Source organism: Polymorphospora sp. A560 (assembly GCF_045781765.1).
Taxonomy (GTDB): domain Bacteria; phylum Actinomycetota; class Actinomycetes; order Mycobacteriales; family Micromonosporaceae; genus Polymorphospora; species Polymorphospora lycopeni.
Window position 1 is genome coordinate 4960792 of record NZ_CP122282.1, and the last position, 13657, is coordinate 4974448.

Consider the following 13657-nt stretch of genomic DNA (forward strand, 5'->3'; position numbering starts at 1 on the left):
CTCAGAAGGGAACGTCACCGTGTTCAGAACGCGCCGCAATCTCCTCCTGGTAGCCCCGATGTTGCTCGCCACGGCACTCGTGCCCGGCGTCGCCAACGCCGACGGGCCGTTCGTCCCCCCGAACCAGAACACCGTCAACCGCGCGTCGATGCTCAGCGCCGCCGAGGTCGAGAGCACCCTCCACTCACTCGCCGCCCGCAGCAAGGGCGCCCTGCGGGTGGAGGAGATCGGTCGCAGCGGCCAGGGCCGGCCGCTCCAGGTCGCCTACATCGGCACCGGCGAGACCCGGATCTGGATCCAGGGCCGCATCCACGGCAACGAGCCGTACGGCGCGGAAGCCTCCCTGGACTTCCTGAAGACCCTGGTCTCGGGCGGTAAGCACGCCCGCGAGGTCCTTGAGGAGATCACCTTCGCCGTCATCCCGCTGTACAACCCCGACGGCTTCGAGGCGTACCAGCGGCAGGAGCAGGTGCACCGCGTCGACCTCAACCGCGACTGGGGCGTCGACCGGCCGATCTTCGACCAGCTCAACTCGGTCCGCACCTCGCTCGGCCAGCCGCCGCTGTCGGAGAACACCTACAACAACTACACCCGGCACCGCGCCGTCGAGTCGCAGGCGTTCTGGTACGCGTGGGCCGACTTCCTGCCGCACTACATGATCGACCTGCACCACCAGGGCACCTACTACGTCGGTGACACCGACGAGATGACCACCTTCTCGGTCGGCATCTCGCTCGACCCCGGCATGCTCCAGCCGGCCCAGTGGGACGCGGTCCGCCGGATGGGCGTGGTGGCCGCCGACGCCGCCGGCAAGAGCGGCGTGGTCAACGTGACCCGCTACCCGTACATCAACATCCCCGAGGGCGTCACCTCGGCGTCGATGCTCAACGGCCCCGGCCCGCGCGGCGAGTACGCCAACTGGCGGACCAGCGCGATGTTCTTCGAGTCGCGCGGCGGGATCGGCCACAAGAGCAGCGGCTACATCATCAAGCAGAACGTCAACGGCCTGTGGGCGATCACCGACGCGATCGCCGACGGATCGCTGGCCACGGTCGACGCCAACCGTTGGGCCGACATCCCCGCCCGGGGCGCCACGATCCAGACCTGCGACAAGTTCCCGCAGCAGTGTGAGTTCTGATCCACGCGTACCGCGCCGGGACCATCGGCGGCGGTGACCGTCTCCGGACGGCCGCCGCCGGTGGTCCCGGCTTCTCGTTGCGGGAAAGCCGGCCGGGGGTCAGCTCACGGCGGGCGGGTCGGCCAGGACGACCAGCGTCGGCTGGTGCGTACGGATCACGACCGGGGTCGCGCTGGCGAAGTCGGTGCCACCGTGCCAGCGGACCGTGTCACCGCACAGGCACTGGATCTTGACCTGCTGGCCACCGAGGATCTCCATCACCGGGGCGAACACCCACGGGCTGACCCGGTCGGCCACACCGATCGGGTCCTGGGTCACCGCGTTGCGGACCACCAGCCGGCCACCGACCGGGGGCGGCTCCGGAACACTGACCGTGACCAGGGCACCCTGGTCGAGGTGGTGGTAGCCGGGAACCGGCTCGCCGACCGTCGCCGGCACCAGGTCGGCCAGCAGCCGGTTGCCGACGTTACCGCTCCACTGGTACGGACGATGATCCGTACGGAACAGCAGCGGCCACCCGTACGGGCCGAGCCAGTCGATCCGGAACGTACCGTCGGCGGCGATCGGCGCGTAACGCGGATCGACCCGGCCGTACGGGTCGGGGCCGACGATGCCGACGGTGCCCTCCCCCGCCGCCGGGCCCACCCGGCCACTGATGACCGCCCGCCGGTCCAGCCGGATCATCGGTACGGACTTGGCATCGCCGGCGGCGAGCGTGATCCGGCGGGCGCCCTGCTGCGCTCCGGTGCCGCCGGCCGGTCCCACCCACTGCGCGCCGTACCGGCTCCCGGAATCCGGCAGCACGAAGAGGTTGTACGAGCCGGGTTCCGGCACCGTGACGGTCACCTGTCCGGCGACGTCGCTGCGCTGCGGGCAGGTGTCCGGAAGACGGAAGGTCAGCACCGGGACGGCGAAGACGCAGATGTCGCGTACCGGTGCGGTCGTGGCGCCGTCGACGACCTTCGTCCGGATACTCAGGCCGGGCGGGTCGGCGGCGTACGCCGGTGGTCCGACCGCCACGACGGCGACCAGCAGCGGTACGACCAGCGTCGCGAGCCCGCGCAGCTTTGCTCGATCCATCCCGGCTCCTCGATGTCGCGGAGAAGATCCGGGCATCCCACCGTCGCCCGGATCGGTGATCAGGACGCTAGCCGAGCGGCGGCGCCGCGCACAGTGGACGACCGACCGACGGCTCCTCGCCGAACATGTCGACGAGCCGACCGTGCCACCGCTACCCGGCGGGCCGGGTTTCCTGTCGGTGGCCGGCCCTGGTGTTCGGGCACGGCACGGACAGTAGGCGGGACGGCGGCGCAGAAGATGGGCGTCCGCCCCGGGTGCCGGGCGCGCCTGCCGGTGCGCCGGCGGAGGCGCTCGCCGCGCCCGAGTTGCCAAACCTTGATCGGGTCGACGGGCTGGACGGGGAGTTCGACTACCTCCACCTGTTCGTGGGCCGTTTCGCCACTCCGGAGGCCGGCCGCTCCCCGGCCCGATGCGCGCCTGGTCGGCCGCTCCTCACGTGGTACCCGCTCAGCCGGCGGTGCCCGCCCGACGCCCGCCCAGCCGGCCGGTCCCCGCCCGACGCCCGCCCGGCCGGGCGGTGCCCCGCGCGATGCCCGCCCGGCCGGACGTCGCGACAGGTGCGGCCCGGCCATGGCCCGACGGTCACCCAAGCGGAGTGTGCAGCGGGTGGGCAGCGGCCACCTATTGCTGTCGCGCTCCACAGCGAATTCGCTGTTTGTACGCCGAATTCGCTGTGGGCCGCAACAGCAGTACCGCCCCGCCAGCCGCCACATCCCCCGCCAGCCGTGCCCGGGCCGGGGTTCGTTGATCAAGGACCGCGGGCGGCACGGTCACCAGACGGTCAGGACGAGATGGTTGACCGCGAGCGCGGTGACCGCCTGCGCGACCAGCCACCAGCGCCGGTGGCGTGCCGGGAGCAGGGCGGCGCCGGCCATCAGCCAGACGCCGAACGGCAGCCAGATTCGCTCCACCTCGGCCTTGCTCAGCCCGGACAGGTCCGCCGCGACGATCGCGACCACCGCCGCCAGCGGCAGCGCGACCGGGCCGGTCGACAGCCGTCCGAGAAACCGGCGGACGGCACCGGGCGGAGCCGGCCGCGCGTGCCGCGGTGCCCCGGAACCGCCGCCCCGGCCATCCCACCCCGCACCGCCGGGCTCCCCGGGGGCGGCCGGGCCGAGGGCGACGACGGCGCGGCGCAGGATCGGGGCGGTGGCCGGACCGGCCGCCAGTACGAGGGTGGCCAGGTTCGCCCAGACCCAGTAGGCGTACGGCCGTTCCCGGCCGATGCCCTGGTAGTAGCGCTCGACGACGAGCCGGTAGCCGTCGTACCACCAGAAGCCGGCGGCGGCGAAGACGGCGACGACCGCGACCGCGCCGGCCAGGGCGAACAGGGTGGCCCGCAGCCGGCGCGACACCAGGGCCGGGACGAGCGCGATCGGGGCCATCAGGACCAGCCCGTAGGAGAGGAAGACGCCGTAGCCGAGAAGCGCGCCGGCGGCGAGGACGGGGCCGCGTCGCCGACCGGCGACGGCGAGCGCGGCGATGCCGGTGGCGGTCACCCCGGCGAAGATCGCGTCGGCGGACGCGCCGAGCCAGACCGCGCCGGGGAAGAGAACCACGAACGGGAGTACGGCCCGGGCGGCGGGCTCGTCGCCCAGCGCCCGCAGGGTCACCGGTACGGCGACGGCGGTGAGCGCGCCGACCAGGACGCAGAGCAGGGCCGCGGCCGTGCCGCCACCGAGGCCGATCCGGTCGAGGACGACGAAGACGAGCAGCGCGCCGGGCGGGTGCCCGGAGACGTGGGTGTGCCAGGAGTCCGGCTGGAAATCCAGGATGCGGTCGGTGAAGGTGCGCAGCATGACGGGGATGTCGGTGACCCCGGGTACGTCGATGAGATATTCGGCGTCGCCGGTCAGGCGGCTGGTCAGGCCGTCCCGCCACCCGTCGATCATGGCGAGGGAGAGGATCCAGGCGAGCGCGGCGACGTACGCGGTGAGCAGCAGGCGGCGCCAGCCGAGCCGGTCGGCGAGCCGGGGCAGCCAGCCGACGACCGCGGCGGCGACCAGGGGTGCCAGCACGGTACCGATGCCGACGTGCGGGCCGGGGGTGGCGAAGAGCGGGGCGCTGCCGGCGTAGATCGGCACGTGGCGGCGGTTCAGCCACCAGCCGACCGCGATGGCGGCCGCGACCAGGAGCAGCGCGGCGCCGGCCGCGGCGACGTCGGCGCGGAGGCCGTTCCGGGCCGCCCCACCGGTACGGTCCGTCGGCGCCTGGCGCACCCGGTCACGGTAACGGTGCGCCGGGTACGACCGGGCCGGAACCTCCGAAGCGCCGCCCCGGCGTTTAGCCGGCACGGAAACGGCTAACTCGCGCCCATGACCGAGCGGAGCGAGGGAGCCGGCCGGCCCAGCCGATCGTCAGGGCGGCCCGAGCGGAGCGAGGGTCTGCCATGACCGAGCGGAGCGAGGGAATCAACCGGCCCAGCCGATCGTCAGGGCGGCCCGAGCGGAGCGAGGGTCCGCCATGACCGTGGACGTGGTGCTGCCCTGCCTGGACGAGGCGGCGGCCCTGCCGGACGTGCTGCGCCGGATTCCCCGGGGCTACCGGGCGATCGTGGTCGACAACGGTTCCCGGGACGGGTCGCCGGAGGTCGCCGCCCGGGCCGGCGCGACGGTGCTGGTCGAGCCGAGGCGCGGTTACGGCGCCGCGGTGGACGCGGGGCTGCGGGCCGCCGACGCCGATGTCGTCTGCGTGCTCGACGCGGACGGCTCGATCGATCCGGAGGGGTTGTCGATGCTGGTGGACCTGGTGACCGGTGGTGCCGCGGATCTGGCCGTCGGCCGGCGGGTGCCGGTCGGGCGGGGCGCCTGGCCGTGGCACGCCCGGGTCGGGAACGCGATGCTCGCGGCGTTGATGCGGCGGCGGGGGCTGCCGGTGCGTGACATCGGTCCGGTGCGGGCGGCGCGGCGTGGTGACCTGCTGCTGCTGGACGTACGTGACCGGGCGTTCGGCTATCCGCTGGAGCTGCTGGCGCGGGCGGGACGGGCCGGCTGGCGGATCGTGGAGCGGCCGGTGGCGTACCGTCCCCGGGCGGCGGGCACGACCTCGAAGGTTTCCGGTTCGGTGCGGGGCAGCCTGCGGGCGGCCCGCGACATGGCGCGGGTGCTGTGGTGAGCCGGTCGGATCCGCCACCGGCTTCGGGGCACCGGGAGCCGCCGGCCGGGACCGGCGGCCCGGCGGTGCTGCTGGTGGTCGCGAAGGCGCCGGTGCCGGGACGGGTCAAGACGCGGTTGTCCCCGCCGGCGAGCCCGGAGCAGGCGGCGTGGATCGCCGCGGCGGCGCTGCTCGACACCATCGAGGTGGTTTCGGCGCTGCCGGACGTGGTGCCGGTGCTGGCGCTGGAGGGCGAACTGTCCGACGGGGTCGGGTCGGGGCCGATCGTCGGGGCGCTGGACGGCTGGACGGTGCTCGCCCAGCGGGGCAGGGAGCTGTCGGAGCGGCTGGCCGCCGCGCACGCCGACGCCGCGGACCGGTATCCGGGGTCGGCGGTGTTGCAGATCGGCATGGACACCCCGCAGGTGACGGTGGCGATGCTGACCGAGGCGTTGGACCGGCTGTCCGGTGGTGTCCCGGCGGTGCTCGGTCCGGCCCACGACGGCGGCTGGTGGGCGCTCGGCCTGTGCGATCCGGAGCACGCCGAGGTGCTGCGCGGGGTTGCGATGTCGCGGCCGGACACCGCCGACCGGACGCTGGCCGCGCTGCACGGACGGGAGCTGCCGGTCGGCATCCTGCCGAGCCTGTCTGATGTGGACACGATGACGGACGCGGTGGCGGTGGCGGCCGCCGTACCCGACGGCCGGTTCGCGGCGGCGGTGCGCGCGGTCACCGCACCGGAGGTGTCGGCGGCCCCGGTCGGGGCGGTGCCGACCGTACCGGTGGCGGACCGTCCGGCGGCGGCGCCGCGCCTGGCGGCCTGGTGACCGCACGCACCGCCGGCACGGTCGCCGACGGGTACGCGGCCGTGCTCACCGGGCTGCGCTGCGACCGGGTCGACGGCGACGGCCGGCAGACCGTGCTGCCGGTACACCGGTGGCACGGCGCCGCCGAGCCGGTGATGCGCCGGCTCATCGACCGGTGCGCGGGGCCGGTTCTCGACGTCGGCTGCGGGCCGGGTCGGCTCAGTGCCGAGGTGGTGGCCCGGGGCCTGCCGGCGCTGGGTATCGACACGTCGCCGCGGGCGGTCCGGTTGACCCGGGAGCGTGGTGCGGCGGCGCTGTGCCGCAGCGTCTTCGACCGGTTGCCGCACGAGGGGCGCTGGCGGCATGTCCTGCTCGCCGACGGCAACCTCGGTATCGGTGGCGACCCGGTGGCGCTGCTGCGCCGCTGCGCGGGCCTGCTGCGCCGGGGGGGCACGGTGGTGGTCGAGGTCGACGAGCCCGGCAGCGGCCTGTGGCGGGGCTGGTCGCGGCTGCACCACCAGCGCGGTGAGGGCGTGCCGTTCGAGTGGGCGCGGGTCGGCCTGGACGCGCTGCCGGCGCTGGTGGTGGACACGCCGCTGGTGATCGGGGTGGTGCTGTGCGACGAGGACCGCTGGTTCGCCGAGCTGGCCCCGGCGTGACCGGGGTGGGCGCGTGACCGAGCGCGGCGAGGTCACCGGCAGACCTCACCTCCGGCTGCCGCGGGAGGAGGACTTCCGCGCCGAGGGTCACGACGTACGGGTGGCCGCCCGGCTCGGTGTGCTGCTCGGGGTGGCGTTCGGGTTGTGTTTCGTCACCGGTGTGCTCTCGCACGTCGCCCAGCACGGTTCGTGGTGGCCGACCCGGCCGGTGAACCTCTACCGGGTCACACAGGGTGTGCACGTGCTGAGCGGGATCGCGGCCGTGCCACTGCTGCTGGCCAAGCTGTGGAGCGTCTACCCGAGGCTGTTCGTCCGGCCGGTGCTCCGGTCGGTCGGGCACGCGCTGGAGCGGGCGTCGCTGTTCGTGCTGATCGGCGCGGCGTTCTTCCAGCTCGCCACCGGGATGTTCAACAGCGCGCAGTCGTACCCGTGGTTGTTCCGGTTCGTGCCGACGCACTACGCGGTGGCCTGGGTGGCGGTCGGGGCGCTGCTGGTCCATGTCGCGGTGAAGCTGCCGAAGATCCGCGACGGGTTGCGCCGGCAGGTGGGGCGGCCGGCGCCGGGGGTGTCCGGGCTGAGCCGGCGCGGGCTGCTTTCGGCCAGCGGGTTCGCCGCGCTGGCGGCGGTGGTGGCGACGGCCGGGGCGACGGTGCCGTGGCTGTACCGGGTGTCGCCGCTGAGCTGGCGGGCGTCGCGGGGACCGCAGGGGTTGCCGATCAACCGGAGTGCGACCGCGGCCGGGGTGGCGCGGGTCGGCGCCGACTGGCGGTTGGCCGTCGAGTGGCCCGGTGGCCGCCAGGAGCTTTCCCGGGACCAGTTGGCGGCGCTGCCGCAGCACACCGTACGGCTGCCGATCGCGTGTGTGGAGGGGTGGAGCGCGTCGGCGGTGTGGACCGGGGTGGTCGTCGCCGATCTGCTCGCCGCGGTCGGTGCCCCGACCGGCCGGGTGCGGGTGGAGTCGCTGGAGGCCGTGGGGACGTACCGGGAGAGCCTGTTGCTGCCGGACCACGTCCGGGACCGGCTGACCCTGCTCGCGTTGGGGCTCAACGGGGAGGAGCTGAGCCTGGACCACGGCTATCCGTGCCGGATCATCGCCGCGACCCGGCCGGGGGTGTTGCAGACCAAGTGGGTCGCCGTGCTGCGGGTGTTGCCGTGACCGCCGGCCGGGGGCGGCCGGGCGGGGTACGGGTGGCGCTGGCCGCGGTCGGGGCGGCCGTGATGGGGTACGGCGGCTGGCTGCTGGCGCGGGAGATCGAGTGGACGCCGGCGGTGCTGTTGTCCGTGGCGGCGTGGCTGGTGACCGGTCCGCCGGCGCACGACCTGCTGCTGGCGCCGCTGGTGGCGGTCACCGGTGTGCTGGTCGCCCGGCTGCTGCCCCGGCCGTGGCGCACGATGGTGGTGGTCGGCCTGTTCGCCACGGGGACGCTGCTGCTGGTCGGTACGCCGTTGCTGACCCGCCCGTCGGCGGCGCCGCCGAATCCGGGGCTGGACGACCGGGACTACCTCCCGGGTCTGCTGGCGTACCTGGGGGCGGTGTGGGCGCTGCTGTTCGCGGTGACGGCCGGTGTGGCGCTGCGTCGCCGCCGCCGGGCCCGGCGGTCGGCTCAGAACGGCAGTTGACGGGCGAGCGCGGTGGCGATCACCCCGACGAGTACGGCGAGCAGCATCGGTGCCCGCCACGCCCAGGCGGCGGCGGTGGCGGCGAGGCCGACCAGCAGGGTCCAGTCGACGCCGGTCCACTTCGGGCCGAGGACCTCCACGACGATCAGCCCGGCGAGCAGGGCGGGTGCCAGCAGTGCGATGACGTTGCGGGCGGCGGGCGGCAGTTCCCGGTCGCCGAGCAGGGCGGGACCGATCGCCTTGAAGGTGAAGCTCACCGCGGCGACGGCGATGATGGCCAGCCACAGGTTCATGACTGCTTCCCCTTTCCGCGCAGGCCGAGCAGTGCCCCGGCGGTGGATCCGAGCAGTGCGAGGCCGGTCGGAACCACAAGGACCAGGCCGGCGGCGACGACACCGCCGATGGCGGCGGCGAAGCGGCTGGGGCGTGCTCCGCGTAGTTCGTCGAGCAGGAGCAGCAGGAAGAAGGCCGGGAAGATGACGTCGAGGCCGAGGGTTTCCACCAGGCTTTCCGGCGGGGCGAGGGCGACGCCCAGGGCGGTGCCGGCGACCCACGCCGGCCACTGGACGATGGTGGCGCCGATCAGCCGGTAGCGGTCGAAGCGGCCGCCGCCGAGGTGCGCGGCGACCCAGGAGGCGTCGACGACGGCCTGGCCTTCGATGGCCCGGCGCAGCCGGCCGCCGCGCAGGTCACCGGCGACCGCGACCCCCATCGGGATGAACCGCGCGTTGATCAGGGCGGCGGCGGTGACGGCCGCCGGGATGCCGCCGCCGCCGGCTAGGGCGGCGGCGAGCGCGAACTGCGCGGAGCCGGAGAAGACGACCAGTGAGCAGACGATCGGGGCGATCACTCCCCAGCCCTCGGACCGGGCCAGGGCGCCGAAGGTGACGGCGAGCATGAACGCGGCCAGGGCCAGCCCGACGCCGACCCGGAGTCCGGCGACCAGGCGCTGGCGGGGGGTTTCGGATAGTGCCGCCGGACGGGTTCCGCCGGTGTCCGATGCCGGCTCGGATTCCATGAGGCTGGAGACTAACAGTCAGCGGTGGATCACTTGGTCCCTGCCGCGCAACATCTGACCAATGGCGACACATCAATCGATGTCCGTCATCATCGATTGATGTGTCGACGGCTCGCCAAACCCCATCGGACAACGACGCCCGGACCGGGAAAGCGGGCCGGACTTCCGGACCGGAGGATCGCGACAATACCGACCGATCGGCGCCGAAAACGATCATCAATCGTACCGAACTTACAAACCGGTCAACAGGATGTGGCGACGTCACGACATGCGATTCATCGAGGAACATCGACACTCTAAAAATGCTACCGGTCACCCGGAAACCGACACGGTCACCATGAGCAGCGCAGACGTCACCCCACACCGCAACGGCAACAGACAGCCAAGTCGATCAATATTGACAGTGGTCCGAATACCGAGATAGCTTCGCCCGGCAGGGGATTCGACCGGCTGCGCCACGTCACGCAGCAGGTCCCGGTAGAACCGAACACACCACACGGAGGCTCGCCGCCGTCCGGCGTACCGCCGTGCCCGTGATCCGACAGCCAGGTCCCGGCCGCGTCCGCGCCCGCGACCGGCACGGCCGTGGGCGCCCCCGGCCACCGGCCGGGCGGTGCGCACGCCCCACGGTGACCGGCGCGTACGTGGTGGTCGCCGGGACCGCCACGGCCGCGGAGCACGGTCGAGCGGCACCACGTAAGGGAGATCCGAGATGACCGATTCCGACGAGCGGGACGACACCCGGTACGCGGTCGTGGTGAACCACGAGGAGCAGTACTCGATCTGGCCGGAGGGCCGGGAGATCCCCGCCGGTTGGCGGACGGTCGGCGTCACGGGCCCGAAGGACGAATGCCTGGCCCACATCGCGCGGGTGTGGACCGACCTGCGTCCGTTGAGCGCCCGGCGCAACAGCTGAGCACAGGCACGGAAGGGGCACGAGATGACGGCGGGTGTGCGGGACCCGGGCGAGATCAAGCGCGCGTTGCTGGAGATGAAGATCCGGCAGCGGCTGGCGGAGAAGGCGCAGCGGCAACGCATCGTGCCGGTACCGCGCGAGGAGAAGATGGCCGTCTCGGAGCAGCAGCGCTACCTGTGGTTCGTGCAGCAGCTCACGCCGAAGTCCCCGGCCTACAACCAGCCGTTCGCGCTGCGCCTGCGCGGCGCGCTCGACCTGGCCGCGCTGGGCGAGGCGCTACGCGGGCTGGTCGTACGGCACGAGGGGCTGCGCACCCGGTTCGGCAACGACCACGGGGTGCCGTACCAGGTGATCGACCCGGCACCGGACGACTGGCCGCTGACGGTCGTCGACGCCGGGGACCGGTCGGTCCACGAGTGGGTCCAGGAGCAGGCCCGGGTGCCGTTCGACCTGGAGACCGGCCCGATGTTCCGGACGCCGCTGCTGCGGGTCGCGCCCGACGACCACGTGCTGCTCCTGCTGATGCACCACATCGTCATCGACGGCTGGTCGGTCGGCCTGATCACCACCGAACTGGCCGACCGCTACGACGCCGCCGTCACCGGCCGGACCCTCGACCTGCCGGAGCTGGCGATCCAGCCGGCGGACCACGCGGCCTGGCAGCGGCGCTGGCTGGCCGAGGAGGTGGGCGAGAAGCAGCTCGCCTACTGGCGTGAGCAGCTCGAGGGCGCGGAGGATCTCGACTTCCCGCTCGACCGGCCGCCGCCTGCGACACCGACCGGCGCCGGTGCCGACTTCAACACCACGCTGCCGTCCGACGTCGCCAAGGCGACCCGGGCGTTCGCCCGCGACCATGGCGTCGGCCTGCTCGCCGTGCTGTACGCGGCCTACCTGGCGGTGCTGCGGCGCTACAGCGGGCAGGACGACATCGCCATCGGTGGCGTGCTGCACGGCCACACCCGCTCGGAGATCGAGCCGCTGGTCGGCTACTTCGCGAACATGGTGGTGCTGCGCTCCGCCGTCGGCGACAACCCGACCTTCGGCGACCTCGTACGCCGTTGCAACGAGACGGTGCTGGACAGCATCTCCAACCAGGACGTGCCGTTCGGGGCGGTGGTCGACACGCTCAAGCCGGAGCGGGTGGCCGGCCGCAACCCGCTCTTCCAGGTCTGCATCGCGCTCACCGGTGCCACCATGGCGACCCAGTTCCGCCTCGGCGACCTGGCGGTGGAGCGGGTGCCGGTGCACGTCGGCACGTCCCGGTTCGACCTGACGTTCATGCTGTTCGACGGCGCGGACGGCGAACTGCGGCTGTGGGTGGAGCACTCGACCGAGACGATCGACGCCGAGCGGGCGCACCGGCTGGTCGACCACTTCACGACGGTGCTCGCCGAGGCGCTGGCCGACCCGACCGTCCGGGTCGACGACCTGACGCTGCTGCCACGGGCGGAGTTGTCGTCGGTGCTGGCCGACTGGAATCCGGAGCCGCTGGAACGGTCCGCCGCACTGCTGCACGACCTGGTCACCGAGCGCGTCACCGCCCAGCCCGATCACACCGCCATGCGCTTCGAGGGCACCGAACTCACCTACCGCGACCTCGACCACCAAGCCAACCAACTCGCCCACCAACTCGCACACACCGGCGCCCGACCCGGCACCGTCACCGCCCTCCTACTCGACCGCGGACTCCACCTACCCGTCGCCGAACTCGGCATCCTCAAAACCGGCTCCGCCTGGCTCGCCCTCGACCCCCAATACCCCGACGACCGACTCGCCTACCAACTCACCGACGCACACGTCACCACCGTCGTCACCACCACCGACCTCGCCCACCGACTCCCCCACCACATCCACACCATCACCCTCGACACCGACACCCTCGACACCCAACCCACCACACCCCCCACAGTGGACATCCACCCCGAAGACACCGCCTACGTCATCTACACCAGCGGCTCCACCGGACGCCCCAAAGGCGTCATGGTCCCCCACCGCGCCATCGTCAACTTCTGCCGCAACATGCGCGAACTCTTCAAGCTCGGACCCGGCGACCGGGTGCTGCAGTTCTCCAACCCGTCGTTCGACGTCAGCGTCTCGGACTTCTTCACCACCTTCACGACCGGGGCGACCCTGGTCGGTGCGCCCCGGGCCACGCTGCTCGACCCGGACCGGCTGCAGGAACTGATGCGCGACGAGCGGATCACCTTCATCGACATCCCGCCGGCCGTACTGCGGCTGCTCGACCCCGAGCCGCTGGTCGACCTGCGGGCGCTGTTCATCGGCATGGAGCCGTTCCCCGCCGCGCTGGTCAACCGGTGGCGCCGGCCCGGCCGCGAGTTCCACAACGGCTACGGCCCGACCGAGGTCACCGTCACCTGCACCGACTACCTGTGCCCGAGCGACAACCTGGACGCCGCCCCGCCGATCGGCCGGGCGATGGACAACCAGCGCGCCTACGTCCTCGACCGCAACCTGCGCCCGGCACCCATCGGCATACCCGGCGAGCTGTACATGGCCGGTGACGGGCTCGCCCACGGCTACCTCGGCCGCACCGACCTCACCGCCGAAAAATTCCTCCCCGACCCCTTCACCACCCAACCCGGCCAACGCATGTACGCCACCGGCGACGTCGTACGCTGGCGCACCGACGGCAACATCGAATTCGTCGGCCGCGTCGACCGACAAGTCAAGATCCGCGGCCTACGCATCGAACTCGGCGAGATCGAGCACGTGCTCGCCGACCACCCCGGCGTACGGCAGGGCGTGGTGGCCGTGCGCGACCCCGGCACCCCGGACGCCTACCTCGCCGGATACGTCGTACCCGAGACCGGACAGGACGTCGACCTCGACGAGGTACGCCGGTTCCTCTCCGACCGGCTGCCGCTGCACATGGTGCCGTCGGCGCTGCTGACCCTGACCGAGCTGCCGCTCAGCCCGACCGGGAAGGTCGACCACCGGCGGCTGCCCGACCCCACCCCGGATCGCACCGGGTTCGCCGAGCCGGCGACCGACACCCAGCGCCGGCTCGCCGACGTGTGGCGGACCCTGCTCGGCGTGGAGCGGATCGGGGCCGTGGACAGCTTCTTCGGACTGGGCGGCAACTCGCTGCAGGCCACCCAGCTCATCTCCCGCATCCGGGACCGGTTCGAGGTGACGCTGGAGGCCCGGCAGATCTTCACCCATCCGACCCTCGAACAGCTCGCCGCCCAGATCGACGAGGCGGCCCAGCCGCGCCTCGACGCGGCCGAACTCGACGCGCTCGAGGCGGAGATCGCCGGCCTGTCCGAAGAGGAAATCGACAAGTTGCTCGGCGAAGCCGGCTGATCG

The 13657-nt window shown here is 72.9% G+C and carries 12 protein-coding genes; 8 read left to right on the forward strand and 4 right to left on the reverse strand.

Translation table 11 applies throughout. From position 1 onward, the window contains the following. Positions 1-58 precede the first annotated feature (58 nt). Complete coding sequence (locus QCD66_RS22075) at positions 59-1138, forward strand: M14 family zinc carboxypeptidase (protein WP_375732748.1); 1080 nt, start codon at positions 59-61, stop codon at positions 1136-1138. 99 nt (positions 1139-1237) lie between these two features. On the opposite strand, the gene QCD66_RS22080 is transcribed toward QCD66_RS22075, so the two are convergent. Both QCD66_RS22080 and QCD66_RS22085 read right to left on the reverse strand, forming a co-directional pair. Beyond that, the gene (locus QCD66_RS22080; protein WP_375732747.1) at positions 1238-2218 is read right to left on the reverse strand and encodes a hypothetical protein; all 981 of its coding nucleotides are present in this window, start codon (positions 2216-2218) and stop codon (positions 1238-1240) included. A 770-nt stretch (positions 2219-2988) separates the two neighbouring features. Beyond that, complete coding sequence (locus tag QCD66_RS22085) at positions 2989-4437, reverse strand: hypothetical protein (protein WP_375732746.1); 1449 nt, start codon at positions 4435-4437, stop codon at positions 2989-2991. A gap of 244 nt (positions 4438-4681) precedes the next feature. On the opposite strand from QCD66_RS22085, the gene QCD66_RS22090 reads away from it, so the two are divergent. The 5 genes from QCD66_RS22090 (at position 4682) to QCD66_RS22110 (ending at position 8396) form a co-directional block, all read left to right on the forward strand. Beyond that, positions 4682-5332 carry a glycosyltransferase family 2 protein gene (locus QCD66_RS22090; protein WP_357536875.1) on the forward strand — a complete coding sequence of 217 codons (651 nt, stop codon included), beginning with the start codon at positions 4682-4684 and terminating at the stop codon, positions 5330-5332. 65 nt (positions 5333-5397) lie between these two features. After that, positions 5398-6138 carry a DUF2064 domain-containing protein gene (locus QCD66_RS22095; RefSeq protein ID WP_375732784.1) on the forward strand — a complete coding sequence of 247 codons (741 nt, stop codon included), beginning with the start codon at positions 5398-5400 and terminating at the stop codon, positions 6136-6138. After that, positions 6135-6776: a class I SAM-dependent methyltransferase gene (locus QCD66_RS22100; protein WP_375732745.1), complete on the forward strand. Its 642-nt coding sequence runs from the start codon at positions 6135-6137 to the stop codon at positions 6774-6776. Before QCD66_RS22095 ends, QCD66_RS22100 begins: the two co-directional genes overlap by 4 nt. A gap of 13 nt (positions 6777-6789) precedes the next feature. Next, positions 6790-7932, forward strand: a complete 1143-nt coding sequence (locus tag QCD66_RS22105; protein WP_375732744.1) for a molybdopterin-dependent oxidoreductase — start codon at positions 6790-6792, stop codon at positions 7930-7932. Continuing rightward, positions 7929-8396: a hypothetical protein gene (locus QCD66_RS22110; RefSeq protein ID WP_375732743.1), complete on the forward strand. Its 468-nt coding sequence runs from the start codon at positions 7929-7931 to the stop codon at positions 8394-8396. Before QCD66_RS22105 ends, QCD66_RS22110 begins: the two co-directional genes overlap by 4 nt. On the opposite strand, the gene QCD66_RS22115 is transcribed toward QCD66_RS22110, so the two are convergent. Both QCD66_RS22115 and QCD66_RS22120 read right to left on the reverse strand, forming a co-directional pair. Further along, positions 8381-8689: an AzlD domain-containing protein gene (locus tag QCD66_RS22115; protein WP_357536869.1), complete on the reverse strand. Its 309-nt coding sequence runs from the start codon at positions 8687-8689 to the stop codon at positions 8381-8383. The genes QCD66_RS22110 and QCD66_RS22115 overlap by 16 nt on opposite strands. Next, on the reverse strand, positions 8686-9414 hold the full coding sequence (locus QCD66_RS22120; protein ID WP_357536867.1) for an AzlC family ABC transporter permease: 729 nt from the start codon (positions 9412-9414) through the stop codon (positions 8686-8688). Before QCD66_RS22120 ends, QCD66_RS22115 begins: the two co-directional genes overlap by 4 nt. 712 nt (positions 9415-10126) lie before the next feature. Here QCD66_RS22120 and QCD66_RS22125 point away from each other — a divergent pair. Both QCD66_RS22125 and QCD66_RS22130 read left to right on the forward strand, forming a co-directional pair. Then, positions 10127-10330 (forward strand): MbtH family protein, encoded by a 204-nt coding sequence (locus QCD66_RS22125; protein WP_357536865.1) that lies wholly within the window; start codon positions 10127-10129, stop codon positions 10328-10330. Between the two features lie 24 nt (positions 10331-10354). Next, entirely contained in the window at positions 10355-13654 is a 3300-nt protein-coding gene (locus tag QCD66_RS22130; protein WP_375732742.1) for an amino acid adenylation domain-containing protein, read from the forward strand. The last annotated feature ends 3 nt before the right edge of the window (positions 13655-13657 follow it).

What these genes read in the sequence shown, in the direction of transcription:
- QCD66_RS22075 (WP_375732748.1), top strand. Translation starts at nt 59, where the DNA reads ATGTTGCTCGCCACGGCACTCGTGCCCGGCGTCGCCAACGCCGACGGG.
- QCD66_RS22080 (WP_375732747.1), bottom strand. Translation starts at nt 2,218, where the DNA reads ATGGATCGAGCAAAGCTGCGCGGGCTCGCGACGCTGGTCGTACCGCTG.
- QCD66_RS22090 (WP_357536875.1), top strand. Translation starts at nt 4,682, where the DNA reads ATGACCGTGGACGTGGTGCTGCCCTGCCTGGACGAGGCGGCGGCCCTG.
- QCD66_RS22115 (WP_357536869.1), bottom strand. Translation starts at nt 8,689, where the DNA reads ATGAACCTGTGGCTGGCCATCATCGCCGTCGCCGCGGTGAGCTTCACC.
- QCD66_RS22120 (WP_357536867.1), bottom strand. Translation starts at nt 9,414, where the DNA reads ATGGAATCCGAGCCGGCATCGGACACCGGCGGAACCCGTCCGGCGGCA.
- QCD66_RS22125 (WP_357536865.1), top strand. Translation starts at nt 10,127, where the DNA reads ATGACCGATTCCGACGAGCGGGACGACACCCGGTACGCGGTCGTGGTG.
- QCD66_RS22130 (WP_375732742.1), top strand. Translation starts at nt 10,355, where the DNA reads ATGACGGCGGGTGTGCGGGACCCGGGCGAGATCAAGCGCGCGTTGCTG.